Annotated in this window: 23 protein-coding genes and 1 pseudogene; 19 read left to right on the forward strand and 5 right to left on the reverse strand. The window is 45.8% G+C overall.

Going from position 1 to position 26,346, the window contains the following annotated elements; genetic code table 11:
- Positions 1 to 12: 12 nt before the first annotated feature.
- From VC82_RS06010 to amaB, 4 genes and pseudogenes are all read left to right on the forward strand, one after another.
- On the forward strand, positions 13 to 498 hold the full coding sequence (locus VC82_RS06010; RefSeq protein WP_245616000.1) for a CAP domain-containing protein: 486 nt from the start codon (positions 13 to 15) through the stop codon (positions 496 to 498).
- A gap of 57 nt (positions 499 to 555) precedes the next feature.
- Complete coding sequence (locus VC82_RS06015) at positions 556 to 1,095, forward strand: 3-hydroxyanthranilate 3,4-dioxygenase (RefSeq protein WP_045801568.1); 540 nt, start codon at positions 556 to 558, stop codon at positions 1,093 to 1,095.
- A gap of 4 nt (positions 1,096 to 1,099) precedes the next feature.
- A pseudogene (locus VC82_RS15790) lies at positions 1,100 to 1,453 on the forward strand (DUF1304 domain-containing protein); the annotation flags it as partial.
- Positions 1,454 to 1,553: 100 nt separating this feature from the next.
- On the forward strand, positions 1,554 to 3,107 hold the full coding sequence (gene amaB, locus VC82_RS06025; RefSeq protein WP_045801569.1) for an L-piperidine-6-carboxylate dehydrogenase: 1,554 nt from the start codon (positions 1,554 to 1,556) through the stop codon (positions 3,105 to 3,107).
- A 134-nt stretch (positions 3,108 to 3,241) separates the two neighbouring features.
- Here the strand turns inward: amaB and VC82_RS06030 are convergent, their stop codons facing one another.
- Complete coding sequence (locus VC82_RS06030) at positions 3,242 to 3,490, reverse strand: hypothetical protein (RefSeq protein WP_045801570.1); 249 nt, start codon at positions 3,488 to 3,490, stop codon at positions 3,242 to 3,244.
- A 739-nt stretch (positions 3,491 to 4,229) separates the two neighbouring features.
- Between VC82_RS06030 and VC82_RS06035 the strand changes: the two genes are divergently transcribed.
- The gene (locus tag VC82_RS06035) at positions 4,230 to 4,790 is read left to right on the forward strand and encodes a hypothetical protein (RefSeq protein WP_045801571.1); all 561 of its coding nucleotides are present in this window, start codon (positions 4,230 to 4,232) and stop codon (positions 4,788 to 4,790) included.
- Positions 4,791 to 4,833: 43 nt separating this feature from the next.
- Here VC82_RS06035 and VC82_RS06040 read toward each other — a convergent pair whose 3' ends face one another.
- Positions 4,834 to 5,559, reverse strand: a complete 726-nt coding sequence (locus tag VC82_RS06040) for a metallophosphoesterase (protein ID WP_045801572.1) — start codon at positions 5,557 to 5,559, stop codon at positions 4,834 to 4,836.
- Between the two features lie 319 nt (positions 5,560 to 5,878).
- Here VC82_RS06040 and VC82_RS06045 point away from each other — a divergent pair, with 319 nt between their 5' ends.
- The 3 genes from VC82_RS06045 (at position 5,879) to VC82_RS06055 (ending at position 11,398) form a co-directional block, all read left to right on the forward strand.
- On the forward strand, positions 5,879 to 8,431 hold the full coding sequence (locus tag VC82_RS06045) for an adenosylcobalamin-dependent ribonucleoside-diphosphate reductase (protein ID WP_045801573.1): 2,553 nt from the start codon (positions 5,879 to 5,881) through the stop codon (positions 8,429 to 8,431).
- 95 nt (positions 8,432 to 8,526) lie between these two features.
- Positions 8,527 to 9,471: a carbohydrate kinase family protein gene (locus tag VC82_RS06050; protein WP_045803288.1), complete on the forward strand. Its 945-nt coding sequence runs from the start codon at positions 8,527 to 8,529 to the stop codon at positions 9,469 to 9,471.
- A 1-nt stretch (position 9,472) separates the two neighbouring features.
- Positions 9,473 to 11,398 carry an amylosucrase gene (locus tag VC82_RS06055; RefSeq protein ID WP_045801574.1) on the forward strand — a complete coding sequence of 642 codons (1,926 nt, stop codon included), beginning with the start codon at positions 9,473 to 9,475 and terminating at the stop codon, positions 11,396 to 11,398.
- Here the strand turns inward: VC82_RS06055 and VC82_RS06060 are convergent.
- The 3 genes from VC82_RS06060 to VC82_RS06070 are packed head-to-tail and all read right to left on the reverse strand — an operon-like array spanning position 11,395 to position 14,147.
- Entirely contained in the window at positions 11,395 to 12,531 is a 1,137-nt protein-coding gene (locus VC82_RS06060; protein WP_045801575.1) for an ATP-binding protein, read from the reverse strand. The genes VC82_RS06055 and VC82_RS06060 overlap by 4 nt on opposite strands.
- Positions 12,528 to 13,280 carry an SDR family NAD(P)-dependent oxidoreductase gene (locus VC82_RS06065; protein ID WP_045801576.1) on the reverse strand — a complete coding sequence of 251 codons (753 nt, stop codon included), beginning with the start codon at positions 13,278 to 13,280 and terminating at the stop codon, positions 12,528 to 12,530. The genes VC82_RS06060 and VC82_RS06065 overlap by 4 nt, the downstream gene beginning before the upstream one ends.
- 9 nt (positions 13,281 to 13,289) lie before the next feature.
- A complete protein-coding gene (locus VC82_RS06070; protein ID WP_045801577.1) occupies positions 13,290 to 14,147 on the reverse strand; it encodes an aldo/keto reductase in 858 nt (285 codons plus the stop codon).
- 171 nt (positions 14,148 to 14,318) lie between these two features.
- On the opposite strand from VC82_RS06070, the gene VC82_RS06075 reads away from it, so the two are divergent.
- The 11 genes from VC82_RS06075 to VC82_RS06125 all read left to right on the forward strand — a co-directional run bounded on the left by VC82_RS06075 (position 14,319) and on the right by VC82_RS06125 (position 26,337).
- Positions 14,319 to 15,320, forward strand: a complete 1,002-nt coding sequence (locus VC82_RS06075) for an AAA family ATPase (protein ID WP_045801578.1) — start codon at positions 14,319 to 14,321, stop codon at positions 15,318 to 15,320.
- Between the two features lie 70 nt (positions 15,321 to 15,390).
- Positions 15,391 to 16,257 carry a DUF58 domain-containing protein gene (locus VC82_RS06080; RefSeq protein WP_045801579.1) on the forward strand — a complete coding sequence of 289 codons (867 nt, stop codon included), beginning with the start codon at positions 15,391 to 15,393 and terminating at the stop codon, positions 16,255 to 16,257.
- 1 nt (position 16,258) lies between these two features.
- Entirely contained in the window at positions 16,259 to 17,908 is a 1,650-nt protein-coding gene (locus VC82_RS06085; protein ID WP_045801580.1) for a BatD family protein, read from the forward strand.
- Positions 17,908 to 18,906 carry a vWA domain-containing protein gene (locus tag VC82_RS06090; protein WP_045801581.1) on the forward strand — a complete coding sequence of 333 codons (999 nt, stop codon included), beginning with the start codon at positions 17,908 to 17,910 and terminating at the stop codon, positions 18,904 to 18,906. Before VC82_RS06085 ends, VC82_RS06090 begins: the two co-directional genes overlap by 1 nt.
- 2 nt (positions 18,907 to 18,908) lie before the next feature.
- Positions 18,909 to 19,955: a VWA domain-containing protein gene (locus VC82_RS06095; protein WP_045801582.1), complete on the forward strand. Its 1,047-nt coding sequence runs from the start codon at positions 18,909 to 18,911 to the stop codon at positions 19,953 to 19,955.
- A 1-nt stretch (position 19,956) separates the two neighbouring features.
- Positions 19,957 to 20,823, forward strand: a complete 867-nt coding sequence (locus tag VC82_RS06100; protein ID WP_045801583.1) for a tetratricopeptide repeat protein — start codon at positions 19,957 to 19,959, stop codon at positions 20,821 to 20,823.
- On the forward strand, positions 20,823 to 22,598 hold the full coding sequence (locus VC82_RS06105; RefSeq protein ID WP_045801584.1) for a BatD family protein: 1,776 nt from the start codon (positions 20,823 to 20,825) through the stop codon (positions 22,596 to 22,598). The genes VC82_RS06100 and VC82_RS06105 overlap by 1 nt, the downstream gene beginning before the upstream one ends.
- Positions 22,595 to 23,356, forward strand: coding sequence for an SH3 domain-containing protein (locus VC82_RS06110; RefSeq protein WP_045801585.1), 762 nt, complete (start codon positions 22,595 to 22,597; stop codon positions 23,354 to 23,356). The genes VC82_RS06105 and VC82_RS06110 overlap by 4 nt, the downstream gene beginning before the upstream one ends.
- Positions 23,357 to 23,416: 60 nt before the next feature.
- Positions 23,417 to 23,710 carry a hypothetical protein gene (locus VC82_RS06115; protein WP_045801586.1) on the forward strand — a complete coding sequence of 98 codons (294 nt, stop codon included), beginning with the start codon at positions 23,417 to 23,419 and terminating at the stop codon, positions 23,708 to 23,710.
- A 100-nt stretch (positions 23,711 to 23,810) separates the two neighbouring features.
- Positions 23,811 to 24,440, forward strand: a complete 630-nt coding sequence (locus VC82_RS06120; protein ID WP_045801587.1) for a carbonic anhydrase family protein — start codon at positions 23,811 to 23,813, stop codon at positions 24,438 to 24,440.
- A 43-nt stretch (positions 24,441 to 24,483) separates the two neighbouring features.
- A complete protein-coding gene (locus VC82_RS06125) occupies positions 24,484 to 26,337 on the forward strand; it encodes a SulP family inorganic anion transporter (protein WP_045801588.1) in 1,854 nt (617 codons plus the stop codon).
- The last annotated feature ends 9 nt before the right edge of the window (positions 26,338 to 26,346 follow it).

Below are 26,346 nucleotides of genomic sequence, written 5' to 3' on the forward strand. Positions count from 1 at the left end.
TAGAAGTTGAATATGATGAAAAAGACGGCAGTTGTTGTTGGCAAAATCAGTGTCCTGTTAATTTTGTTCTTATCAGGTTGTGCCCCAGAGGAGGTAGATTCCATCGAAAAGGTCGAATCTATCAATGTTACCGAGTTGGAAACGCACCTAATGGCCTCTGTCAACGACCATCGCCAATCTATGGGCCTTGCCACATTACATTTTAGTTCGGTAGCCTACGCTGCAGCCAACGACCACAACGACTATATGATATCAAAGGGCGACCTCAGCCATGACAATTTTGATTTGCGCGCTTCAAGAATATATGCCGAAGCAGATGCCAAAGAGGTGGCCGAAAATGTGGGAAAAAATTTTAGAACGGCAGAAGAAGCACTGCAATGGTGGCTCAACAGCCCCAACCATAAATCTTCGCTCGAAGGTGACTTTACCCATACCGGCATCAGCGTAAAAAAAGATAGCGACAACAATCTTTATTACACCCAGATATTCTTTAAATAGGCCGAATGTTTAGGTAGGTTGAACCTTCTTTTTTACCTTTATGTAAAGTAATCGAAGATGGCCATAGCTCCTCCTTTCAACTTGCATGAATGGATCGAAAACAACCGTGAAACCCTTAAGCCCCCGGTAGGCAATCGCAATCTGTACAAAAATGCCGATGATTACATTGTAATGGTGGTCGCCGGGCCCAATGCCAGAAAAGATTACCACTACAACGAGACCGAAGAGCTATTTTACCAGCTAGAGGGGCATATTGAAATACACATACAAGAAGACGGACAAAAAAAAACCATGAAATTGGGGCCGGGCGATATGTACCTGCACCCTGCAAAGGTGCCCCACTCACCGGTTAGGCACGAAGGCTCTATCGGATTGGTTGTAGAACGAAAGCGGGCCGATATGCATGTAGACGATGGCCTGTTATGGTTCTGCGATAACTGTAACCATAAACTGTACGAAGCCTATTTTACCCTCAACGACATCGAGAAGGATTTTTTGGCGCATTTCAAACATTTTTATGGTTCAGAAGAACTGAGAACCTGTGGTAATTGTGGTACGGTAATGGAAGCCGACGAACGCTTTGTTGCCGAAGATTGAATCTATGCTGATCGTTGCCAAAATAATCGTTGCCTTTGTGGCCTTATTGCATCTCTACTTTTTATGGTTAGAAATGTTTGCATGGACGACAAAGGCGCGAAAGGTATTCAAGAAATTTCCGCAAGACCTGTTCGAACCAACTAAAAACATGGCGGCCAACCAAGGTTTGTACAATGGGTTTTTGGCCGCCGGTCTTATTTGGTCGTTATTGATCGAAGACCCCAATTGGCAACGGAATGTGGCGCTCTTCTTTTTGGGGTGCGTAACAATTGCTGGAATCTATGGGGCCATCTCGGTATCTAAAAAGATCTTTACCGTACAGGCACTTCCGGCCCTATTGGGAATCTTACTGATCTTGGCCACATACTTTATAGAAGCATTGGGCATCAGCGTCATTCTTTGTAGCTTTGCTGCTCCATTTGTTATCAAAACAACAAAACATCTCAAAAAAGTTATAAATGTCAATCGTAGCAACAGATTTCGGAATAGAAAAAGCCCTACAACAATTAGGGGTGCAAGATATGAACCCCGGAACCTCAACAGGTTCGGAGAACTTTGGTTCAGGTGAACCCATTGCCTCGTACTCACCGGTTGATGCCCAGCTTATCGGCAAAGTGACCTCGACCACTGAAGAAGAGTATGGAATGGTAATGGAATCAGCGACCAAGGCCTTTCGCCAATGGAGAATGGTCCCCGCCCCCCAGCGCGGTGAAATTGTACGGCAGTTTGGCAACAAATTGAGGGAACTTAAAGAGCCCCTTGGCAAGCTGGTTTCCTATGAAATGGGCAAATCATATCAAGAGGGTCTTGGCGAGGTACAAGAAATGATAGACATCTGTGACTTTGCCGTTGGGCTATCGCGTCAGTTGCATGGTCTTACCATGCACTCTGAAAGACCGGGCCACCGCATGTACGAACAGTACCATCCACTTGGCGTGGTGGGCATTATCTCGGCCTTTAACTTTCCAGTGGCCGTTTGGGCCTGGAACACTGCCCTTGTATGGGTCTGTGGTGATGTTTGTGTGTGGAAACCTTCAGAAAAAACCCCACTGTGCGGCGTTGCCTGTCAAAATATTATCGCTGAAGTGCTAAAAGAGAATAAGCTTCCTGAAGGTATCTCTTGCCTTATAAATGGCGATTACAGAGTGGGTGAGATGATGACACACGACAAGCGCATTCCCTTGGTGTCTGCCACAGGATCTATCCGTATGGGTAAAATTGTCGCGCAGGCGGTTGCGGCACGATTGGGCAAATCATTGCTCGAATTGGGCGGAAACAACGCGATTATCGTCACGCCCGATGCCGATATCAAAATGACCGTTATTGGAGCTGTTTTCGGTGCTGTCGGCACTGCCGGCCAGCGTTGCACCTCGACCAGACGTTTGATCATACACGAATCCATTTACGAGAAAGTAAAAAATGCCTTGGTCGATGCCTACCAGCAATTGCGTATCGGCAATCCACTCGATGAAAACAACCATGTAGGGCCTCTTATCGATACCGACGCGGTGAAGATGTACGAAGCCGCTTTGGAAAAAGTGAAAAAAGAGGGTGGAAACATTGTTGTGGAAGGAGGCGTCTTGACCGGTGAAGGCTATGAAAGCGGGTGCTATGTAAAACCTGCCATTGCCGAGGCAGAGAATTCTTTTGAGATAGTTCAAGAAGAAACCTTTGCGCCCATTTTGTACCTTTTAAAATATTCAGGAAGCGTTGAAAATGCCATTGAATTGCAGAACGGCGTGGTACAAGGGCTTTCATCGGCCATCATGACCAACAACCTACGGGAGGCCGAGAAGTTTTTGTCAGTCGCAGGAAGCGATTGCGGTATTGCCAATGTGAACATAGGCACCTCTGGTGCTGAGATCGGCGGGGCCTTTGGCGGTGAAAAAGAAACGGGTGGCGGCCGCGAGAGCGGATCCGATGCATGGAAAATCTATATGCGCCGACAGACGAACACCATCAACTACACCACAGAACTACCATTGGCCCAAGGCATCAAATTTGATTTATAAAAACATAAAAGACCCATGGTCGCTTAGCTCCTCCATCCCATGTTAAGCGAAACTGGCTCAAGCGACCATGGGTTTTCTACAGCCAAATGGGCCCGACACTCCTTTGTTCCGGATGCAACAGAAGGTTCGGTTGGCTATTGGTCTTTGGCTTTTTTCTTTTGCACAGTAGCGGTATCGCCAACAGTCCAGCTGCCCCTCAATAGGTTCTGTGCCCCTAAAATGAGCAGCATACAGCCAAAGGTCAAAATAGTAAGCATCGTGGTCTTCATGATAGTGTTTTTTACTGTTCTACGGTTCTGGCAATCCAATCCGAAATAATCTATGGTCCGCATGGTAAAGCAATCCCCGTTCACCCTAAAGTCTTGGTGGGCCGATAACCCCATTTTTCAAAAAAGCTGTCATTGCTTTGATAAGCATGGAATTTAACGGGTCGTCTCTACTAAACTATGCCATAAAGAATTGTTTATAAGGAGTTTATCTGTGTGGGGAAGAAAAAACTGTGTGATTGATACGTTTTTATGTGCAGTAAGTAAATCGTGCTGTTTCTAAAAAACAAATACTTGCTCTTTGAAAAGTTTATGCATAAAAACCACCTCTCCTTTTGAAGTTCAGGAGAGATGGTTTTTAAACCAACTTAACTAACTCAAACTTAATGATTGAAAACCCTATTTCAGTGCCGGAACTTTGTCGGGAGAAATAGGGTCCTTACCTAATCTTACTGTAAAGCTCGGTATCTTCAAGCAAAGAATTAAGCAGTTCGTTGTACTTGGGCGAAAAAAATGTATGGTTGGCATTTTTTGGTTGATTGCCTGTTTTTTGACATGAAGAGAAAAGTGCCTCTAACTGTTTGAAAACTAAGATTAAATTGAAAAATTTTAACTTTTTTATAAGATTTTTAATATTTTGTATAGCTGAACACTAATTCTTTGACCCATGGGCAAGCGTTTGGCCTACTTAATCGGCATGGTAATAGCCATTTTGGCAGGCATATATTTTTACACAAACCATTGCAATTGTTGTGATGGCGGGGGCGTTGAAAACACAACCATCAACGAATAGTTTTCTAAAGCGTAAAACAGGGTTTTCACCGCCTAGTTTAATTTTTCACTTAAAGACTTGGAAATGGATTTTGGGAACATAAACATCTGGTGTTGGTTGATTCCGCTTTTGGTAGGGGCTATCTGTGGAATACTTGGCTATCTCTTGGGAAAAGGCAGCGGTACCGCCATTGACCAATCAACTGAGCTCACCACCCTGCAGAAGAAAAATACCCAACTGCGCTCAGAGCTCGATGCCTGTAACGAAAAAGTGTCCAAGCAATATCAAAACGCCCAAAATACCCCAACTGAAGCATCTTCCATGGCTGCCGCACCAACTGCGCACACCTTTGATGCAGAAGCGGCAAAGGTGGCCTTTGGAAAGAAAGTCAAGCAAGATGACCTCAAGATTGTGGAAGGCATCGGCCCAAAAATCGAGCAGCTTTTCCATTCATTCGATATAAAAACGTGGAAAGCACTCTCTGAAACCTCGGTGGCCAAATGTCAAGAGGTGCTTGATTCAGGAGGTGATCGCTATCGCATTCATGACCCCTCTTCATGGCCCATGCAGGCAAAAATGGCCTACGAGGGCATGTGGAAAGAATTGGTCAAGTGGCAAGATGACCACAAAGCAGGCAAGTTTTAACTAAAACCAACCCAAGGAAGAGCCGGCCAATAGGTCGGCTTTTTTAGTTTCTGCCATTTTCGTTGGTGTAAAGGGTATGAACGGGGTCGCTTTGCCAAAATTGCTTCGTTTCAACATCCATAATGGTCAGTGGGCCTTTGAACGCCGCCCCTGTGTCTACGTTCCAGACATTGGCCGCGTTTTTGGGTACGGCTGGTCCAGTCTTGGAAATAGGCGTATGCCCAATAAAAATTTCATGGTAATTCTTCAGCCGCTGTGGAAAATTCTTATTGTCCCTTTTAAGGTGCGGACCAACTGCCTGCGCCAATTCCCAAAGGGTTCTGTCCCAATAGAACATCTTCTCAAAATATTCATGTTCTATGCCCTTTAGATTGGTAAAACCGGCGTGCAGATAAAGTCTATTTTCGCCGTCTAGATAGGTGTTTTCCAAATCGTCGTAAAACCGTAAATGCCGCTCTAGTCTCTCACGGTCAATGCCGGAATAAGAATCTTTGGTCGCTTGCCCCCCGTGCATCAGCCATGTAGGGTTTTCTTCTCTTGTCAAAAGCCACTCTCGGCACAGATCATCATGGTTTCCCCTAATAAAGATGCAGTTGTGCGTCTTTTTTAGTCCAATCAAAAAATCAACGGTTTCGACCGCCTCGCTCCACCCGTCCACATAATCCCCTAGAAAGATGATCTTGTCACCGGTACTGACCGCTGCCCGATCAAGTACTTGACGCAGGGCCCTATTTGCCGAGTGTATATCACCTACCACCAAAGTCCTCATATTGCAAAAATCATAAATAGCGGGTTCATGTCAAACAGGTTGCCCCATTAGATTTCAACAAAATACAATACCGTTTACAACCATTTTCCCTTGTCTTGCACAACCATTCGGGTTTTTACTCAATTTCGTTTTACATCCTATTGAACATTTTCATTTTTTGTTAACTTTTTATTGTTGATATTTTTTTAATATTCTGTTTTTCAGTTATTTAATATGCTTTTCCTGTACACTTTATGATTGTTGTCATGTTCGAGGTTGCCATCATTTTCATACTTTTATCACACTTTTCCTCTTTTTCTTTTGAACAAAATTTTAGTACATGCAAACAAAAACTGCCCAACCATCAAAAAAAACATATTCGCAAGACGAAGCTTTTCAAGCCTCTTTGGCTTATTTCAAGGGCGATGAGCTTGCCGCCCAAGTTTGGATAAGCAAGTATGCACTCAAAGATTCAGAAGGCAATCTCTACGAGAAAGATCCAGACCAGATGCACCGTAGAATTGCGAAAGAGATTGCCAGAATAGAGACAAGGTATCCCAACCCGATGAGCGAACAGGAAGTGTTCGACCTTATCAAAGGGTTCAAGTACATTGTGCCGCAAGGAAGCCCTATGGCCGGCATCGGCAACCCTTTCCAAATCGCCTCACTATCAAACTGTTTTGTGATTGGCAACGATGGTATGTCAGATTCCTATGGGGGCATTATGAAGGTTGACCAAGAACAGGTTCAATTGATGAAGCGCCGAGGTGGTGTGGGCCACGACCTTTCACATATTAGGCCCAAGGGCTCACCAGTAAAAAATTCTGCCCTTACCTCAACCGGTTTGGTGCCCTTTATGGAACGGTACTCAAACTCGACCCGAGAGGTGGCACAAGATGGCCGAAGGGGCGCTTTGATGCTATCAGTGTCAATCAACCACCCAGATGCCGAAGATTTTATAGATGCCAAAATGGTACAGGGCAAAGTGACCGGCGCCAATGTTTCGGTTCGCGTCGATGATGCGTTCATGAAAGCCGTCGAGGCCGGTGAAAAATATACACAATGCTTTCCGATACATAGCGAGAACCCAAAATATTCAAAAGAGATCGAGGCCAAAAAACTATGGGAAAAAATCGTGCACAACGCATGGAAATCGGCTGAACCCGGGGTTTTGTTCTGGGACAGCATTATAAGGGAGTCGGTGCCCGACTGTTATGCCGATTTAGGCTACAAGACCATTTCTACCAACCCTTGTGGCGAGATCCCTTTGTGCCCCTACGATTCGTGCCGCCTGTTGGCCATCAATCTATTTTCGTATGTAGACCAACCGTTCACTGCCAAAGCCAGTTTTGACTTCGAGCTTTTCAAAAAGCACATTGCCGCTGCCCAGCGTATCATGGATGACATCATTGATTTGGAGCTTGAAAAAGTTGATGCCATCTTGCAGAAGATCAACGAAGACCCCGAACTCGAAGAAACCAAGGCCGTAGAAAGAAGATTGTGGGAGAACATTCGAAAAAAAGCGGCCGAAGGCCGTAGAACGGGTATCGGCATTACCGCCGAGGGCGATATGTTGGCATCATTGGGCTTACGGTACGGTTCTGAAGAGGCCAATCTCTTTTCTGAAGAGGTACACAAAATCATTGCACTAGAGGCCTATCGTGCCTCGGTGAACACCGCAAAAGAACGTGGCCCCTTTGCCATATTTGATGCTGAAAGGGAAAAAGAAAACCCGTTCATCCAGCGCCTGAAAGCAGCCGACAACAAGCTTTACTACGAAATGTTGGAATATGGCCGCAGGAATATTGCACTTTTGACCATTGCCCCGACAGGCACCACCAGCCTTATGACGCAGACGACCTCGGGCATAGAGCCTGTTTTTCTTCCGGTCTACAAGCGTAGAAGAAAGGTAAACCCCAACGATAAGGATGCAAGGGTCGACTTTGTTGACGAAGTGGGCGATTCATGGGAAGAGTATGTTGTTTTTCACCACCGATTCAAGCAATGGATGCAGGTCAACGGTATCGATACCGACAAACAATACACCCAAAAAGAGCTGGACGCCCTGGTGGAGCAATCGCCCTATTACAAAGCAACTTCCAACGATGTGGATTGGTTGAGCAAGGTACACCTTCAGGGAGCGGTACAAAAATGGGTAGACCACTCGATAAGTGTGACCATCAACCTACCGAACGATGTTTCTGAAGAGCTTGTCGGAAAGCTTTATCTGGAAGCTTGGAAAGTCGGTTGTAAGGGGGTTACCGTATATCGCGACGGGTCCAGGTCTGGGGTGCTCATTTCAAACGATGACAAAAAGGAGGAAAAAGGCACGAGTCTTACCCCTTTCCCCACCAAACGCCCAGAAATATTACAGGCAGATGTGGTTCGTTTTCAGAACAACAAAGAAAAATGGATTGCCTTTATTGGCTTGATCGACCAAAAACCGTATGAAATTTTTACCGGTCTGGCCGATGATGAAGACGGTATTTTGCTGCCCCGATGGGTCAATGAAGGCCTAATCATCAAAAACCGTAATGAAGACGGCACCTCGCGTTATGATTTTCAGTACAAGAACAAAAGGGGTTACAAGACCACCATTGAAGGCCTTTCGCATAAGTTCAACCCAGAGTACTGGAACTATGCCAAACTGATATCCAGTACCCTAAGACACGGCATGCCGATAGAAAAGATAGTAGACCTTATCAACAGCCTGCAACTTGACAGTGAATCGATCAATACCTGGAAGAATGGTGTGGCCCGGGCCCTAAAGCGTTACGTGGCCGATGGCACCTTGGCAAAGGGGCAAAGCTGTGAGAACTGCAAGTCAGAAAACCTCATATACCAAGAAGGCTGCCTTACCTGCAAAGACTGCGGGTCATCTAAATGCGGATAGTTCATTGAAAACACAATAGCACTGTCCTTCGGCACTTGGAAATTTTGGTCGAAGGACATTTTTTCACTTATCTTGCCAATTACAAAAACAACACAATGGCAGAGGTTTTTTGTGTCGGCGAACTGTTGATTGATTTCGTCGCCGAAAATCAGGGCAGCAACCTTTCAGAAGCAGTCGAGTTCACCAAGAAAGCAGGTGGCGCACCCGCCAATGTGGCCTGTGCCATAGCCAAACTTGGCGGTAAGAGCTCTTTTATAGGTTGTGTTGGCAACGACCCCTTTGGACATTTTCTGTTGAATGTGCTCAAAGATGAAAATGTGGATGTTTCGTTGGCCCAACGCTCCAAGACCTTTACAACACTGGCCTTCGTTTCATTGGCAGAAGATGGTGAACGTGACTTTGTTTTCAGCCGTGGTGCCGATCGGGAGCTCAAGTACGATCCATCCATCAAAAAAAAGTTTGACCACAACATATTGCATCTGGGGGCGGCCACCGCAATGCTGGGCGGCCCTTTGGAAGAGGCCTATAACCACTACCTTTTTGATGCCCTGACCAAAGACTCTTTCATAAGTTTCGATCCCAATTACCGGGCCGATCTTTGGAAAGACAACCAAGTTGCCTTTGTCAAGAAATGCATGCCATTTGTCCAAAAATCGCACCTCTGCAAGTTCAGCTTGGAGGAAGCCCAGCTAATATCCGAAAAAAAAGATATGCACGAAGCCTGTGATGCGTTGCATGACATGGGGGCCAACATCGTAACAATAACCCTTGGTGGCGACGGTACGCTTTTGAGCACCACCCAACAAAAACAAACGGTGCCCAGTATAGCGGTGACACCCGTTGACACCACAGGGGCTGGAGATGCTTTTATAGGCTGTCTGCTTTACCAGATTTCAGAATTGGCAAATTTTGAGTCGGTATTTTCCGATTTCGATTTATTGCTGAAAATGGTCCGAACGGCCAACAAGGCAGGCGCCATCACAACCACAAAATATGGGGCCATAGCCGCACTGCCCCACAAATCACAATTGATAGATTAGCATGAACCAAGCCGCCATACATCGGTTAATCTCATTTGGCCTGGACAAAAAAGACCCTGAACTACTTTTTGACAAGCGGTTTACGGCCAATCTGACCTTGATCAAAGACCTGTTCTTTTTGCTTTACGACGAGGCCACACATAAAAAGCACTTTGAACGACTGTTGAAGTTATTGCCCGAGCTCTTCGCGCAACGCCCCGAAGAACTTCGTTTGCAAGATGTGGAACGGATAGAAGCGGGCAACTGGTACCAATCTGAAAAAATGGTGGGCATGCAGCTCTATGTCGACCATTTCAACAAAGATTTAAAAGGGGTTGCGAACAAGCTTTCCTACTTTAAGGATCTGGGCATAAACTTTCTTCACCTCATGCCCATAACCACCCGCCCCGAAGGTGAAAACGACGGGGGTTATGCCGTTAATAGTTACCATGAAATCGACAAAAGATACGGTACCAAAAAAGATTTGCTGGCCCTGACCAAAACAATGCGTGGCGAGAACATGTATTTGATGCTCGACTTTGTGGCCAACCACACCTCCAATGAATTTTCATGGGCCAAAAAAGCAAGGGAAGGAAGCAAAAAGTACCAAGAATATTATTATACTTTTTCTGACCGCACCATCCCCGACGAGTTTGAAAAGAACCTGCCCGAAATCTTCCCGGAAACAGCTCCCGGAAATTTCACCTATGACCCAAAAATGAAAAAATGGGTGATGACGGTTTTCAACCCATACCAGTGGGACTTGAATTACACGAACCCCGATGTTTTTCTCGAAATGCTGACCAATCTATGTAAGCTGGTCAACATGGGGGTCGATATTGTTCGGTTCGACGCATTGGCCTTTCTTTGGAAAAAACTGGGCACCATTTCCCAGAACCTCCCCGAGGCCCATGCCGTCATTGCGCTGTTCAAAATGTGCCTTCAAGTGGTGGCCCCCGGAACCATATTTTTGGCAGAGGCCATTGTGGCCCCTCATGAAATATTAAAATATTTCGGCGAAGGCCCGACCAAGGGCAACGAATGTGAGGTGGCCTACAATGCATCTCTCATGGCATTGCTATGGAACTCGATTGCCACCAAGAAAACCAACTTGCTTTACAAGAGCTTGGGCAATTTGCCCGACAAGCCCAGAGACTGTACCTGGATCAACTATATACGCTGCCACGATGATATTGGTTTGGGCCTTGATGACCGTTTCATTGCCGAGTTGGGCTGGAATCCACAGGGGCACCGCAAGTTTTTGCTCGATTATTACTGTCAGTGCCTCGAATGGTCTCCCGCTAAAGGGCTGCTCTTCATGTATAATCCAAAGACCGGCGATGGGCGCATAACGGGCAGTGCCGCATCACTGTTGGGGCTTGAGAAGGGCCTTGAAGAAAATGACCCCGAACGTATACGAACTTCAATCGACAAAATCATCATGCTGCACGGCATTGTTCTCTCTTTTGGCGGTATGCCCTTGATTTATGCAGGTGATGAAATCGCGACCTTGAACGATTATTCCTTTTTGGGTGATGATGCCAAAAAAGATGACAGTCGCTGGGTAAACCGGCCCACGCAAAACTGGAACACAGTTGGCCAACTCGACAACAAAGACCTACCCCAATCAAAAGTCTACCACGGTATAAAAAATCTTATTTCCATTCGAAAAAGAACCGCTGTTCTTTCAGACGAAAACAATTTAGAACTACACCATACCGGCAACCAGCATATTCTGGCTTTTGAACGGAATGGAAACAAGCAAGGTGTTTTGGTCGTATGCAATTTTGACGAATCGCCGCAAGTTATAAACGGTGGTTGGGTAGCCAAGTTGGGGTATCTAAAAGAGGCCTGTTACCATGATATGGTCACCAACAAAAAATATGAGGTGAACAGTGGTTTTATAGAAGTAAAACCATACCAAATCTTATGGTTGAAAAAGCTTTAGTTGTAAGTGACCTTTCTAATAATGCGGAGGGTCTCCTTTAAAGACAGGTATACTTTCTGGTCGGCACTTTTTAACAGCGAACGGGCATTTTCCATAAGCTCTTTGGCCTCTTCGAACCCATTTAGATAACATAACAGCAACGTATCGGGCAAATGTTTTAAATCGTGTTTTTCCGCCGCGTTCAGCTCAATGTTGTTTTTCAATTTTTCCAGAACCGCCTGATTGGCATTGAATATATGGTGCAGGGTCTTCTTATCGTATTGTGGCGGCTCAAACACCAACTTGCTGTTCAGTTGATAGGTGCCGTTTTCTGAAAAAGTAATGGTCACCTCTTCCAGTGGATAATAATTTTGCAATTTGCCCAGCCCAAGCTGCACATACTCGAGAATCGTAAACGAGTCATCATCATAGTCTATGCTGATTTCATCAAGTGCCGAATAGAACAGTTTCACCTGCTCGTTGATCAATTCAATGTCGACCCGCGAATAATATTCCTGACCTTTGACCTTTTTTTGGTGTCCCGCCCAGCAAACCACAAATTGCTCTTTAAAAACCTTATAATGGCTAGTGAGATTGGCATGCCGGTTATTGATAAAGTCTATGACCCCGTCAAGGGTCAGTTCTATGTTGTTGCGGGCATGCTGCTCAAGTTTGGCAACCGTTTCTGAGTTCACATCTTTGATCTCGATGTCAAAGACCTTTCGCATACTGATACTTCCTTCCCTAAAAAAGACAGAGCCACCATAATATTTCCAGATGTTCTTTCGGAGGGAGCAAATCTTGCCATTTGACCTGATGGTCACCAAACCCACTACTTTTCCCTCGGGCAAATGGGGAAACTGGATATTCTCATAAGATATCAACGGTGGATTTTCTAAATAGGCGTTGACCAGGTTCTGAATTTTACTGTCGTCAAAAAAATCGACACCGACGATTTTATTGTCCTCATCCTCCACCCCGACCACGATATACGAATTGTTCTTCGGGTTGCTATTGGCCAGCGCACAGACATGCTTCAGAAACTTGGCCTTTCCCTCTTTTTCGCCAATGGAGATAAAACGTTTTTTGTCGTAAAAACTGTTCTCGTCGTTATGAGCTAGAAGGTTCTTGACAAGAAGGCGTTTGTTGATCATTTCTTGTTGATAATAGTTGAACTGGCCTGGTCAGTGGGCATTACAACCAAATCGGCAATGTTCACATGGGGGGGTCGGCTAATCGTAAACCAGATGATCTCGGCCACATCTTCCGGTTTTAAGGGTCGATAGCCTTGGTAGACCTTTTCGGCCCTTGTTGAATCGCCCTTGAAGCGCACCTCGCTGAACGCTGTTTCGACCAAACCTGGATTGATGGCCCCCACTCGAATACCATGGGCATTAAGGTCGATGCGCATGCCTTGGTTAATGGCGTCAACGGCATGCTTGCTAGCACAGTACACATTGCCCTTCGGATATACTTCTTTGCCGGCAGTGGAGCCGATGTTGATGATATGGCCCGCCTTTCGAGCAACCATTTGGGGCAAAACCGCTTTAGAGACATAGAGTAGGCCCTTCACGTTAATATCGAGCATGGCGTCCCAATCATCCATACTGCCCTCTTGAATAAGGTCGAGTCCGTGGGCGTTGCCAGCATTGTTGATCAAAATGTCGATGGTCGAAAAGGGTTCCGGCAACGAGCCAATGGCCTCGAAAACGGCCTCTCGGTGGCGGACATCAAAACTCAGGGTGGCAACTTTGGTATGCTCTTTTAGTTGTTCTTGAAGTGCATCCAATCGTTCTTGGCGCCGGCCACATAGTATCAAAACAAAGCCTTTTTCTGCCAATAGTTCGGCTGTGGCCTTGCCAATACCACTGGTTGCGCCGGTGATCAATACTGTTTTTTTCATAACTTGAATTTACGGAACCTCATGTCCGAGACTGGCCTCCAAAAGCATGAACCAGTCTTCGAGCCCAAGTTCAATTTGCGTGGCTTGCCTTGCCATAGACAAGCGCTCTTTGTTTGTTGTGCCCACTACCGGAAAAACCTTGGCCGGATGCCTCATCAGCCACGTCAACAACAACACATCGGCAGCAACACCGTACTTTTTTACCAATGTTGAAAGCACTTTCGTCAACCGGTGTTTTTGTTCGCTGTTGCCAGAAAAAAATCCTCCCAGCGGACTCCAGGCCATGGCTTTTCGCTTATTGATGATGCAATCGTCAAATGTGCCATCATACATTGGGTCGCAGTGCAACAATGAAAACTCGACCTGGTTGGCCTCGACCGGCACATGGGTCTCTATCAAGGCAATTTGTGAGGGGGTAAAATTAGAGACCCCGAATTGCTTGATCTTTCCATCTTTCATCAATGTCTGAACAGCCTGTGCGATTTCATCAGGGTGCATCAAGGGGCTGGGTCTATGCAAGAGCATCAGGTCAAGGTAATCTGTCTTGAGTTTTTTCAAAGACTCTTCGACTGACCAAATAATATATGCCCTGTCGTATTGGTAATGCTTTACCATGTTGTTTCGCCCTTGGGTCATTTGAATGCCACACTTGCTGATAAACTGTACCTGCTCTCTGGCGATTCCACTTTCTGCAAAGGCATCCCCGAACACTTGCTCATTTTGGTAATCGCCATAAATATCGGCATGGTCGAAAGAGGTGATGCCGATTTCAAGGCAATGTTGCATCAGGTCGACCATTTCTTTTTGTGAAAGCTGTTTGCCCCAACTTCCCCAGGTCATGGTGCCAGCGATAATTCTTGAAAACATGAATGCTTGTTTGGTGTGTTCTGAAAATATAAAATTAATCCCTTAAATACTTCATAAAACTTGGGCTTTCGTGATATTTTTAACCATTAATTAACAGGCCGATTTTAAATAAATCTTCATTTTGCGGTCTATTTAATTTGCTCATACAACTTACGTTACGATTTTTATTATATGGAGGAAAATACTACGGTTGACATTAGCGCTGTGAACGAGAAAATTGAGAAGGAGAGTGCGTTTATTGATTTGCTCAGGCAAGAAATAAACAAGGTCATTGTAGGACAGAAAGTAATGGTCGAGCGGCTGCTCATCGGTCTGTTGGGCCAAGGCCATATTTTGTTGGAAGGAGTGCCCGGCCTAGCCAAGACCTTGGCCATCAACACCCTTGCAAAAGCCGTCAAGGGAAGTTTTAGCAGAATACAGTTCACGCCCGATCTTTTGCCCGCCGATGTTATCGGCACCCTTATTTACAACATCAAAGAGAACGACTTCTCTATTAAGAAAGGTCCGATTTTCGCCAATTTTGTTTTGGCAGACGAAATCAACCGGGCACCTGCCAAAGTGCAGTCGGCCCTGTTGGAGGCCATGCAAGAGAAACAGGTTACGATCGGTGATGAAACCTTTAACCTGAACCCCCCCTTTTTGGTGATGGCCACACAAAACCCCGTTGAACAAGAGGGTACCTATCCATTGCCTGAAGCACAGGTTGACCGTTTTATGTTGAAGACCGTCATCGACTATCCGAAATTTACCGAAGAACAACTCATTATTCGCCAGAATTTGAACGGAATCTTGAACGAGGTCAAGCCCGTCATTACCCTAAAACAGATTCTACAGGCGCAAGAAGCTGCCCGTCAGGTGTATATGGATGAGAAAATCGAGAAGTACATTCTCGACTTGGTGTTCGCGACCCGTTATCCTGAGAAATTCGGATTGGAGAACCTCAAGCCACTGATAAGTTTCGGTGCTTCGCCACGAGGCAGTATCAATTTGGCGATTGCCTCAAAATGCCATGCCTTTATAAAGCGCAGGGGCTATGTAATACCCGAAGATGTACGGGCCGTAGTGCATGATGTACTGCGACACAGAATCGGCATCACCTATGAGGCCGAGGCCGAAAACGTCACTTCTGAAGAAATCATCAACCGAATCGTGAATGAGGTTGAAGTACCCTAGGGTTCGTCGTTTCGCGTTCAACGTTCCAACCTAAAAACATTGAACCAGTACGGTGCAAAATTGAACCTGAATGGATACCAAAGAACTACTTAAAAAAGTACGAAAGATAGAGATCAAGACACGTCGGCTGTCAGATCATATCTTTGGCGGTGAGTACCACTCTACCTTTAAGGGTCGCGGTATGACGTTCAGCGAAGTGCGTCAATACCAGTTCGGTGACGACGTGCGTTCTATTGACTGGAATGTGACCGCCCGTTACAACGAACCTTTTGTGAAGGTTTTCGAAGAAGAGCGTGAACTCACCATGATGCTTTTGGTAGATGTCAGCGGTTCAGAATTCTTCGGCACCACCAACCAGTTCAAAAAAGAATTGATAACAGAGATATCTGCGACCTTGGCCTTCTCGGCCATGCAGAACAACGATAAGGTCGGTTTGATTCTATTTGCGGAGGAAGTAGAACTTTTTATCCCTCCCAAAAAAGGGAAAAGCCATGTTCTGAGGATCATTCGCGAACTGTTGGAGTTCAAACCGAACACCTCGGGTACGAACCTCGGTGAGGCCCTCAAGTTTTTGACCAACGTGATGAAGAAAAAGGCCATCGTGTTCGTGCTTTCCGATTTTATTGCAGATGATTACGACAACACCCTCCGAATAGTTGGTAACAAACACGATGTAACGGGTATTCGGGTGTATGATGAAAAAGAAAAGGCCATTCCCAACCTAGGGGTGGTTCAAATGCTCGATCCTGAGACAGGTGATGTGCGCCTGGTGAACACCAAGTCGAAAAAAGTTCGGATGGACTATGCCAAATACCACCGCAACAAAGTGGACTATTTTACCGACTCTTTCGCCAAATCGGGTAGTGGCATCATTCATTGCAGGGTCGATGAAAGCTACGTGAGAAAACTATTGGGCTATTTTAAACAAAGGGGCTGAAATGAAGGTTGAAACACGGATCAAGAAATATGAAGGGGTGCCAAAGACAATGTTGGTGCTGTTTCTTATATGCTGTTCGGTTCAACTTGTACGGGCCCAGTCAAAGGTCAGTGCCGAAATCGACACCGCTTCCATAAAAATCGGTGAACAGATCCGGTACAAGATCACGGTAGAGACCGACACCACCGATATGGTGTTTTTCCCTGAAGACCAGACCTTTTCACCTCTCGAGATGGTCGAGGCCCTTGGCATCGATACGGTAAAGAGCGAAGACCGAATGGTGCTGCAGCGCCTGTATGCCCTGACGCAGTTCGATAGCGGCACCTATACCATTCCGCCGCAGCGTATTGCCATCAACGAAAAACCTTTTTTCACCGATTCTTTCAGAATAGCGGTCGCCACGGTGCCGGTAGACACCCTGAAGCAGAAAATGTACGATATAAAGCCGCTGATAGAGGTTGAAAAGAACAACGCAAAGACCATAGCCATCATAGTGGGCATCCTTTTGGCACTTCTGCTCATCGGAGGACTGGTCTATTGGTTCTTCCTTCGAAAAAAGCCCTTGACCGAAGAAGAAAAAGAAGCGTTGCTGCCCCCTTATGACAGGGCATTGCTCGAACTGAAAAAGTTGGATAATTCGCGCTATCTCATTCAAGACGAATACAAAAAATATTACTCAGAACTCACCAACATCGTTCGTTCGTACCTTGAGGAAGAGGTACACGTTTCTGCTTTGGAAAGCACCACCAACCAGCTCATAGAACGCTTGGAAATGCTCAAGGATGCCGGTGAACTCAAGCTTGACGAAACTACCATTCAACAGTTCAAAAAGGTACTTGAAACGGCCGATTTGGTGAAGTTTGCCAAATCAAGGCCCGAGACCAAGGCTGCCGAAGAAGACCGTAAACTGGTCGAACAGATTGTGGTAAAGACCAAAGAGGCCCTGCCCGAACCCACAGAAGAAGAGCTTCTGCAAGACGAGGAATACCTACAAGAGCTTGCCAGGCAAAAACGACGCAAGAAAATCTATTGGGCAGCCGCCATAATGGCGGGCATTCTATTTTTTGGATCCGCCGCTTCCATTGCCTACTTCGGTTTCAAAGAGGTAAAAGACACGGTGCTCGGCCATCCCTCAAAAGAATTGTTGGAAGGTGAGTGGATCAGTAGCTCTTATGGTTTTCCCCCAATCGAATTGGAGACTCCTGAGGTGTTGGTACGGCAAGAGGTTGCCATTCCGCCCGAGGCAAAGGCCAAGATTGATGACACCCAGACCTTTGTGTACAACAATCCGAAGGGGGTTTTCACCATAGCTGCCTCATCTACCACTTTTACCGAGCCCAAAGAGCCCGATTTTGAGAAAACGCTGGAGCAGATCTTAAAAAGCTACGAAGAAAAAGGCGCTAGAAACATCATCACCAAACAAGAAGAGTTTGTGACCAAATCTGGTGTGCAGGGCTTAAAAGTATATGGAAGCGGACAGTTTAAGGTGCCCGATTCAGACAATTTGGTGCGTGGCAAATATGCTATCATCAGTTTTGGCGGTAAGGGCTTTCAACAGCAGATATTGCTGAACTGGCTCGACGGCGATGAGTATGCTGAAAAGATTGTGGAACGAATTTTGGCTTCGGTCGATGTAAAAGCACAGGTGTGATGTGGCAGAATATTGAATTTGCGAATCCTGAGTTTTTTTGGCTGCTATTGCTGTTGCCGATAGCGATACTCTGGTTCTTTCTCAAGAGAAAGGAAGAAATGGCCACACTCAAGATTTCGAGCCTTAAGGGATTTGCGCATCCTTCTTTCCTTTCAAGATTGAAACCTGCCCTCTTTGTGCTGCGATTACTGTCTTTGGCATTGATCATCACGGCCTTGGCCCGCCCACAGACAGAAGATATTTCAACCCGCACAAAAACCACCAAGGGTATAGATATTGTCATGGCCATCGATGTATCGTCGAGCATGTTGGCAAGAGACTTGAAACCCAATCGGTTGGTGGCCCTTAAAGAAGTGGCCGCAGACTTCATCAAAAAACGGCCCAACGACCGGATCGGTCTAGTGGCCTTTGCGGGCGAGAGCTATACAAAAACACCCATTACCAGTGATAAGTCCATCGTACTGAATTCATTGCGCGACATTTCATACGGTGAACTCGAAGACGGTACTGCCATTGGCATGGGACTGGCCACATCGGTGAACCGATTAAAGGAAAGCAAGGCCATAAGCAAAGTGATTATTCTGTTGACCGATGGGGTGAACAACTCAGGATTCATAGAACCCCAAACGGCCGCCGACTTAGCCGTTGAATACGGCATAAAGACCTACACCATTGGGCTGGGCACCAATGGCAATGCCCTGACCCCCATCTCATATAACCGTGATGGTTCTTTTCGCTACGGCATGCGGCAGGTAGAAATCGATGAAGCGCTGTTGCAAGACATCGCCGAACTTACCGGAGGCAAATATTTCAGGGCCACCGATAATGAGAAGCTCGAAGAAATCTATGAAGAGATAAACAAATTGGAAAAAACAGAAATTGAAGAATTCAAATACTATAAGTACGAAGAAAAGTTCAGGCCCCTTATTTTTTTGGCAGGAGGCTTGCTATTAATCGAGTGGGTGCTGAGAAGCACCGTTTTTAGAAGTTTTATCTGATCATGATCCAGTTCGACGAAAAAATATTCTTTTATCTGTTGGCCATCTTGCCCGTTATGGTATTGGTCTTCGTTTCGCTGCAATACTGGAAAAACAGAAAGCAAAAACAGTTTGCCGAAAAGAAATTGCTGAAGCGATTGGCCCCGAACCGGTCTATCTTTAAATCAACCCTGAAGCTCATTTTGCTATTGTTGGGTCTGTTTTTTTTGATTATCGCCCTGGTCAATCCAAAGATCGGAACCAAGCTCGAAACCGTAAAGAGAGAGGGGGTCGATATTGTTTTTGCCGTTGATGTATCAAAAAGCATGTTAGCAGAAGACATTGCCCCCAACCGGTTGGAAAAAGCCAAGCGCTTGGTATCTGAGATCATCAACCAATTGGCCAGCGACCGAATCGGCATTATCGCCTTTGCGGGCCAGGCATATCCGCAACTGCCCATAACCACCGACTACGGTGCTGCCAAAATGTTCTTGCAGGCCATGAACACCGATATGCTCTCATCGCAGGGCACGGCCATCAATGCCGCCATTGAGTTGGCCAGCACCTATTACGATGATGCCGAACAGACCAATAGGGTATTGTTTGTTATCTCTGACGGTGAAGACCATTCTGAAAGTTCGACCTTGGATGCGGTCGAACAGGCTGTCGAAAATGGCATTCGCATATTTACCATTGGGGTCGGTAAGGCCAAGGGCGCGCCCATTCCCATCAAACGAAACGGGGTGGTCGAAAGTTTGAAAAAAGATGCCAATGGCGAGGTGGTCATCACCAAATTGAACGAAACAGTGCTTTCAGAAATCGCCAGCAAGGGCAACGGTGAGTACATAGATGGTACCAACACAGAGGCTGCCGTGGAGTACATTAAGGAAGAGTTGAACAAAATGGACAAGAAAGAGTTCGAGGCCAAGCAATTTGCAGAATACAAAGACCAGTTTCAGTGGTTCTTGGGCATAGCGCTTTTCTTCCTATTTTTAGATATTTTCGTTTTGGACAGAAAAACGAGGTGGCTTAAGAAATTGAACCTTTTTAATGAACAGGACTATGAGTAGGATGCCTTCAATTTTCATATTCACCTTACTGGCGTGGCAGTTCGGTTTTTCACAAGAGGAAACGAACGGCGTGGACGAAGAGGCGGTCGTGGCTTCACAGAACCTGACCTACGAGGCAAACCAAGAACTGCGCTCGAACGATTTTATAAACGCCGAGGTCGATTACCGTAAGGCCATTTCAAAAAACCCCGAAAACGTGGCCGCGCCTTATAACCTTGGCCGGGCCTACTACAACCGTGAGAGTCTGGGCGAGGCCTTTAACCGTTTCAAGCAGGCTGGTGAAAAAGCCATCGATAAGTCTGTCAAGCACAGGGCCTACCACAATATGGGCAATGTGTACATGAAGAACAAAGAATATGAGAAAGCCGTGGAGGCCTACAAAGAGGCCCTTCGCAACAATCCGAACGATGAAGAGACCCGATACAATCTGGCCTTGGCAAAAGAACTATTGAAAAAACAGCAAGACGAGCAGAAAAACGACCAAAACCAAGACGACCAAAAAGAGCAGGACCAAGAAGAGCAAAAAGACCAGAACCAAGACCAGAACAACGAAGGTGAGAACGACCAGAACGATGAAGGCGAGCAGAATGACGAGCAAAACAAAGACAAGGGTGACGAGGGCGACAAGGGCAACGACAAGCCCGAAGAAAACAAAGAGGGCGAGGGCGACAAAAAGAAAGAACAAGAACAACAACCAAATAAAGGCGACCGACCAGACGAGAAAAAGCAACCAAGGCCCAACCAGTTATCAAAACAGCAGATCCAGAATCTGTTAGAGGCCATGCAGAACGAAGAGAAAAAAGTACAAGAAAAGCTAGAGGCCAAAAAAGTAAAAGGAGCCAAGGTCAAAAACGAAAAAGATTGGTGATGAGATTATGTTACCTGACATATGTGTTGCTGTTTTCGCTCTTGGCGGTGCCGAACCTATGGGCACAAGACGATGAGGTGAGCTTTCAGGTAAACCTCAGCAAAGAAAAGCTGGGCGTGAACGAGCGGTTACGGGTCGAGTTTACCATGAACAAAGATGGCGACAATTTTGTTCCGCCCGATTTTGAGGGCTTTAATGTCATCATGGGGCCCACCCAGCAGATCAGCTCTTCATGGTTCAATGGAAAACGAAGCTTTTCAAAATCGTACGCCTATATTTTGACCCCCACAAAACAGGGTGTCTTTACCATCAAGCAAGCAAGTATTGAAATCAGTGGTAAAACCTATAAAACGGTACCCAAAAAAGTGGAGGTGACCGCTGCCGTCGACAACCCCAACGCACCCCCCTCCGCTGATGACATTGCGTCAGAAAGTCTTGATTTGGTCGCTGAAATCTCAAAAGGCTCACCGTATCTGAACGAGGCGGTAAGTGTGGTGTACAAGTTATATATAAGTCCGAATATACGGGTGACCAACTACCGCCCCATCGACAATCCGAAATACAATAATTTCTGGAGCCAAGACATCCCCGTTACCAAGTACAATACGGTCAACACCACCTATAAGGGCAAGCCGTTTCGCAGTGTCGTGCTCAAGCGCATGGTGCTCTATCCGCAGAAAACAGGCAAGCTTGAAATTGAACCTTTGTCACTGGAAATCTATGTGGATGTGCCCACCAACCGAAGAGACTTCTTTGGAGGTAGAATATACAAGCAGACCAGTAAGATTGTTTCAGCGGGTAAAAGGGTGCTGAATGTAAAACCGTTGCCAGAAGCAGGAAAACCGGCAAACTTCAGTGGGGCTGTGGGCGAGTTTGACTTTACCGTAAGCACTAGCAAGTCTTCTTTGAACGCCTCAGAATCGTTACAGGCCAAAATTGAGATCAGTGGAAAGGGAAACCTGAAGCTGTTTCAGTTGCCAGACCTTGAGCTTCCGAGTGCTTTGGAGGTCTATGAACCGGAATTTGAGGAAAAGGTGCGAACCACCACTTCTGGTATGGAAGGGAAGGTGGCCAACAGCTATACCATTGTGCCTTCCTACAAGGGAAAATATCCCATCCCGAGCATTTCATTCAGTTACTTCAATCCGAAAACTGAAAAATACCACATTCTCGAATCGGAAGAAATTACCCTCGATGTATTGCAGGGCCCTACCGACACCTCTACTCCAGTGGCCGCTTCGGGCGGAAGCCCCAAATACGTGGTGCCCACCGGCAAACAGTTCCATTTTATCAAAACGAGCACCACCCTGACCAACATCGGCCAAGATATTTTTCTTGGCTCGACCCGTTTTTACCTATTCTTGATTTCGCCCTTATTGCTTATTCCCATAGCCATTTTGGTGTTCAAAAGGAGGGAGGCCATTGCCAGTGATGTTGAAGGAAACCGGTTGAAACGGGCCGACCGGCTTGCGAAAAAATTCCTTTCAAAGGCTCGAAAAGAACTGGGCAACAAAGACAACTTTTACGTTGCCCTCGAGAAGGCGCTGCACAACTATTTGAAAGCAAAATTGAAGATAGAGACCAGCGAGTTCAGCAAAGAAAAAATTACGACACTGCTCGCCGAAAAAAATGTGGATGATGATACAATCAACGGTTTTATTGCCCTCTTAAAGAACTGTGAAATGGCCCGGTACAGCCCCTTTTCAGATGTGCAGATGCAACAAGACTATGATAAGGCCAGTGAGGTTATCTCAAAAATCGACAAGCAGCTATGAGAATGTTTACATTCAACTTACTGATGGTTCTTTCGCTCTTTGCTGCCCAGGCACAGACCAAGAACTTGTTCGATGAAGCAAATGAAGCCTATAATGCCGGCGATTATCAAACGGCTATTGCCCTGTACCAGAAAATCATTGAAGAGAATCATCATTCTGCAGAACTTTACTTCAATCTTGGCAATGCCCATTACAAACTCAATGAAATTGGCCCCAGTATCTATTATTATGAAAAAGCCCTGCTACTGGATCCGAATGACAGTGAGATCAAGAACAACCTTGCCTATGCGCAGAACATGCGGTTAGATGCCATTGAGAACATGCCAAAAACAACCCTCAACAAATTTTATGATGATGTATTGGGAGTATTTTCTTTTGATCAGTGGGCAAAATTGGCGGTAATACTATCAATGGCATTTGTAGCAACCTACTTGTTCTACTATTTCTCACGTTCGGCCTTAAAGAAGCGGATAGCCTTTATTTCAAGTATGGTAATCCTTTTTTGGGGCATTGTTTGCGTAACCCTATCGTACCTCGGTTACCAACAATATAAAAACGACAACCCGGCCATAGTCTTAGCCGAAGAGGTCAAGATTACATCAGAACCCAACAGCCGTGGCCAAGTTGTATTTACCCTTCATGAGGGCACCAAGGTCAATATATTGGACCAGTTTGAAGGGTGGAGCAAGATCAGAATCGCAGACGGGCAAACCGGTTGGTTGCCGGCAGAGCACATTAAGGCGTTGAAAGACTTTTGAAATTTTTTAACTAAAATCTAAGGGCTTCTCGTTATATTTGGGTTTCTCTGAAAAAATAAAATGCGACGTTATATTGCCATTTATTTTTCAATTCTTTTGCTCGCTTCTATTGGGGTGCCCTCAATAGCCCATATGGTCGGCGATGAGATGAACATTGGTTTTTTCAACTCTCCTGAAGAAGAAGAGAACCAAACTGCCTATGAGCGCATATTCAGGGAACACTTTTCAGAGTATGCCCTCTCAACCTACATTTGGGACAATTCGAAAGATGATAGTAAAATCAGAACATTGGATTTTATCAAGGTCCAAAAAGGTTTTTTTGACCATATAACACCTCCTCCGAAGGCAGTTTAGTAGTTGCTTTCGTATTCTAATTTCTTTAATTTTTAACAACTGATCCCCATTGGGGAAATAACAACCTATCATTGGTTCAACCAATAAAAAGCAAACTGATATGATCACTACCACAATTGACAAAGAAACACAGAGTGCCCTTACCCCTGATAATGTTATCGATGACTTGATTCAGGGCAACCAAAGGTTTGTAAAAGACTCTATGCAGGCAAGAGCCTACCAAAAACAGCGCGAAAGTACCGTGAGTGGGCAATATCCCAAAGCCGCAGTTTTATCGTGCATCGATTCAAGGGTGCCGGTAGAAACCATTTTTGACCAAGGCATAGGCGATTTGTTCGTGGCTCGTGTAGCGGGTAATTTTGAAAATACCGACATCTTGGGAAGCCTTGAGTACTCATGCAAGGTAGCCGGCAGCAAATTGATCTTTGTGTTGGGCCATGAATCATGTGGCGCAGTAAAGGCGGCATGCGATGGTGTCGAATTGGGCAATATCACCCCCATGTTGAGCAACATACTTCCCGCCGTCAAGCTTTCGGCCGAACAGGTCGATGGCGAGGCCAACTCATCAAATCCAGATTTTGTGGCCAAAACGGTCGAGAACAACGTGAAGCTGACCATTGAGCGAATTCGCAAAAGAAGCCCCATTCTCAAAGAAATGGAAGAGGTAGGCGACATAATGATCATTGGGGGCGTCTATTCGTTGTCAACGGGCAAAGTGACCCTTGTTTAAGAGTGAAACAACCGATCATTCCTTAATTTAAAAAAACCACAGCATGTTCAAACATATAAAAGGAGACCTCTTTGGAGGAATCACAGCAGGTATTGTAGCATTGCCACTGGCCCTTGCCTTTGGTGTAAGCTCAGGACTCGGCCCCAGTGCAGGTCTGTACGGTGCCATATTCATCAGCTTTTTTGCAGCCCTTTTTGGGGGCACCAACACGCAGATTTCAGGCCCGACAGCACCTATGACAGCCGTGAGTATGGTTATTATTGCCAGTATTTTGGCGGTACATGACGGTGATATAGAAAAAGCATTGCCCATTATTTTGGCGGTCTTTTTATTGGCTGGCCTGATGCAGATCGGTCTGGGTATTATCGGTTTGGGCAAATACATCAAGTACATTCCCTATCCCGTGGTTTCAGGGTTTATGACCGCCATTGGTGTCATTATCCTGGTTACCCAAATTTTGCCGGCTGTGGGTTATTATCCCAAAGAAGATGAAGAATTTGTAATCCAATACAAACCAATGGCGGAGGAGGTTATCCTTGAAAATATTTTAAAAGAAGAGGCCGGTGAAGGAATATTGGTTTTGGAAAACTTTGAGGAAACCATTAATAGGGCAAAATTGATTACTGAAGAAGATATGATGAAAGAGGCCAAAACCCTGGCAGCCAAAGATGCTTCCGGCGTTATTGGTACCCTAAAGGTATTGCCAAGGGCCCTCAAGAACATCAATTGGCTCGAACTGGCCTTGGCTTTGGCCACTATAATCATCATTTATGGGTTCAAGAGAATAACCACAGCTGTACCCAGTACTTTGGTGGCCTTGATCGTAGTTTCCGGCATTGCTTACGGATTTGGGCTCGATTATCGCCCCATAGAACAAATACCTGAGGGCTTGCCCATTCCGCAGTTAGAGATTTTTACCCAGTTCAAACTCTCTGCCATGACGCCCTACATATTTACAGCCCTTACGTTGGCTCTGTTGGGCGCCATCGACTCGTTGTTGACCTCGGTGGTTGCCGACAACATGACGAACACCAAGCACAAACCCAACAAAGAATTGGTCGGGCAGGGTATCGGTAACAGTATCGCAGCTATTTTTGGCGGTATCCCCGGTGCAGGTGCGACCATACGTACCGTGGTAAATATCAAGTCGGGTGGCAAAACACGCCTGTCGGGTATGATTGCCGGTCTGTTGCTATTGGTCATTCTATTGGCCTTAGGGCCAGTAGCTTCCCAAATTCCGGCAGCAGTTTTGGCAGGCATTTTGGTAACGGTAGGTATCGGCGTGATGGATTATAAAGGATTAAAGGCCATTCCATATCTCCCCAAGGACATAAAATTGGGCCCCCTGAAACTCAGTTCAGAAGTCCTTATCATGTTGACGGTACTTATTTTATCGTCTGTCTGGAATTTGGTCTATGCCGTGGGCATCGGTCTGGTAATCGCCTCTTTGATGTTTATGAAGAAGATAGGCGACCTCACGGCAAAACGCTCTGTTGTGAGCACCTTGCGTGAGCAAACTTGGTCAGACGAGCGCGACTTCCCAGAAAAGCTAAAAGAAGAAGTTTTCATCAAACATGTCAAAGGACCCTTGTTCTTTGGATCTACCAGCGATATACAAATGTTGGCCGATCAGATTCCGGAAACGGCAGAGGCGGTTATCATCAGACTTGACCTGATGCAGTATATGGATCAATCGGGTCTTTATGCCATGGAAGACATTTTGCAAGACCTAAAGCGAAACGGTATTACCGTTTTGTTCGTTGGCCTACTGGATCAACCCAGATACATGATGGAACGTATCGATATCATTCCCGATTTAATCCCCGAAGAGCACATCTTTGAAAACATTGATGAATGTATCGATTGGGTAAGGGAAAATATAGAGGATAAATATTGAGGCTCAGCA

This window comes from Flagellimonas lutaonensis (assembly GCF_000963865.1).
In the GTDB taxonomy this organism is placed as follows: domain Bacteria; phylum Bacteroidota; class Bacteroidia; order Flavobacteriales; family Flavobacteriaceae; genus Flagellimonas_A; species Flagellimonas_A lutaonensis.